At 75.1% G+C, this 1713-nt stretch carries 2 protein-coding genes and 1 pseudogene; all 3 read left to right on the top strand.

The window, feature by feature from the left end; genetic code table 11:
- A pseudogene (locus tag B7767_RS30790) lies at positions 1–310 on the top strand (hypothetical protein); the annotation flags it as partial.
- Positions 307–1056: a hypothetical protein gene (locus tag B7767_RS30785; protein WP_085575008.1), complete on the top strand. Its 750-nt coding sequence runs from the start codon at positions 307–309 to the stop codon at positions 1054–1056. The pseudogene B7767_RS30790 and the gene B7767_RS30785, both read left to right, overlap by 4 nt.
- 26 nt (positions 1057–1082) lie before the next feature.
- Entirely contained in the window at positions 1083–1631 is a 549-nt protein-coding gene (locus B7767_RS30780) for a nuclear transport factor 2 family protein (RefSeq protein WP_085575007.1), read from the top strand.
- Positions 1632–1713 lie beyond the last annotated feature (82 nt).

Genomic DNA, 1713 nt, shown 5'->3' with positions numbered 1-1713 from the left:
CATCCGGGCCTGGCGCGCCGCCTCCACCGGGCCGCTGCGCGAGGAGCTGGGTCGTACCGACGCCGAGGCGGGCGCCTCGGCGCGCGGCACGGTCACCGAGGCCGCCGTCACCGCGCTCGACACGCGGGCCGGCACGGCGAAGCTCATCGCCACCGTCCGCGTCGAGGTCACGCCCGCCGGGACGAAGAGGCCGGCCACCGACCGCAAGCGCCTGGAGGCGGTCCTGGCCCGCACGGGCGAGGGGAAGTGGAAGGTGAGGGCGCTGAGCGCGGTACCGGTCGAGGGCGAGAAGGAGGGCGGTGACCGATGACGCTGACGCGACTGCTGCGCGGGGGCGGACCACCGGAACCCGGCACGGAGACGGACTCCGCGGACGCGCCCGTCGAGGGGGAGGGCGGGGGTGCGCCCGAGTCCGCCGAGAAGGAAGGCGGGCAGGGGTCCGAGTCCGTCGAGGGGGAGGGCGGGCAGGGGTCCGAGTCCGCCGAGGAGGAAGGCGGGCAGGGGCCCGAGTCCGTCGCGGACGTGCCGGGCGGTGCCCGCGCCCGCCGCCCACCGGACGGGCGGCTGCGGTGGGCCGTCCTCGGCGCAGCCGTCACGGCGCTCGTCCTCGGTGGCTGTGGCTTCTTCCACGGCGCCCACCAGGTGAGGTCGGACGCTTCCGCCCGGAACCACGCGCTCACCGACACCGGGGCCACCACCCGCGTCGCCGGCGACGTCGGCAACGCCCTCGCCCGTGTCTTCTCCTACACACCGGACGGCACCGCGGCCGCCGAGCGCTCCGCACGCACCGTCCTGGACGGCCGCGCCGCCCGCCAGTACGAAACCCTCTTCGCACGGGTCCGCGACGACCTCACCGAGCAGCGCGTCACCCTGAGCACCCGGGCCGTCCGCACCGGAGTCGTCGAACTCGACGGCGACGAGGCCCGCCTGCTGGTCTTCCTCGACCAGACCTCCCGCCGGGGCAAGGACGAGGCCACCACCGCGGCGGCCCAACTCACCGTCACGGCCCGGTTCGAGGGCGACCGGTGGCGGATCGTCGACATCAAGGCCCGCTGAACGTGCGCGGGAGACTGGAGCACCCCATGGAACGCGCGGTCCGCGCCCTCGCCGGAACCCGCTCCCGGCCGCTGCCGGCCCTGGTCCTCGTCCTCACCCTCGTCGCGGGCGGCTTCGCCGCGTGGGCCGGTCAGGACTGGTACAGCGCGGCCCACGACGACCGGGCCGCGTACGCCGGGCAACGGGACGAGGCGCTCGCCGCCGGGGAGCAGGCCGTACAGAACCTCAACACGCTCGACCACCGCGACGTGAACCGGGGCCTCGACCTCTGGGAGTCGTCGACCACCGGTGAACTGCACGAACAACTGACCTCCGGACGCGCGGAGTTCGCCGAGCAGGTGAAGGCGGCGAAAACGGTCACCACGGCCCGGGTGCTGTCGGGCGCCGTCACCGAACTCGACGACCGGGCCGGCCGCGCCCGGGTGCTGATCGCCCTGCGCGTCACCGTCAAGGCGTCCGACGGCGCGAAGACCGACAAGGACAGCCGCATGCTCGGCGAACTCACCCGGACCGACGGCCGGTGGAAGCTGAGCGCCCTGGGCCAGGCACCCGTGGGCGGCACATCGGCCGGCTGACCCGGTCCCGTACCGCGGCAGCCGGCCGCACCGAGGAGGACACCGCACCATGTCGACGACCCGCCACCACATCAACCGCCAG

Origin of the sequence: Streptomyces sp. 13-12-16 (assembly GCF_002114215.1) — a bacterium.
Lineage (GTDB): Bacteria > Actinomycetota > Actinomycetes > Streptomycetales > Streptomycetaceae > Streptomyces.
The sequence above is the reverse complement of the archived record's forward strand: the minus strand, read 5'-3'. Positions and strand labels throughout refer to the sequence as shown.

Excerpts from the sequence above, each read along its gene's own strand:
- B7767_RS30780 (WP_085575007.1), top strand. The coding sequence starts at position 1,083 with ATGGAACGCGCGGTCCGCGCCCTCGCCGGAACCCGCTCCCGGCCGCTG.
- B7767_RS30785 (WP_085575008.1), top strand. The coding sequence starts at position 307 with ATGACGCTGACGCGACTGCTGCGCGGGGGCGGACCACCGGAACCCGGC.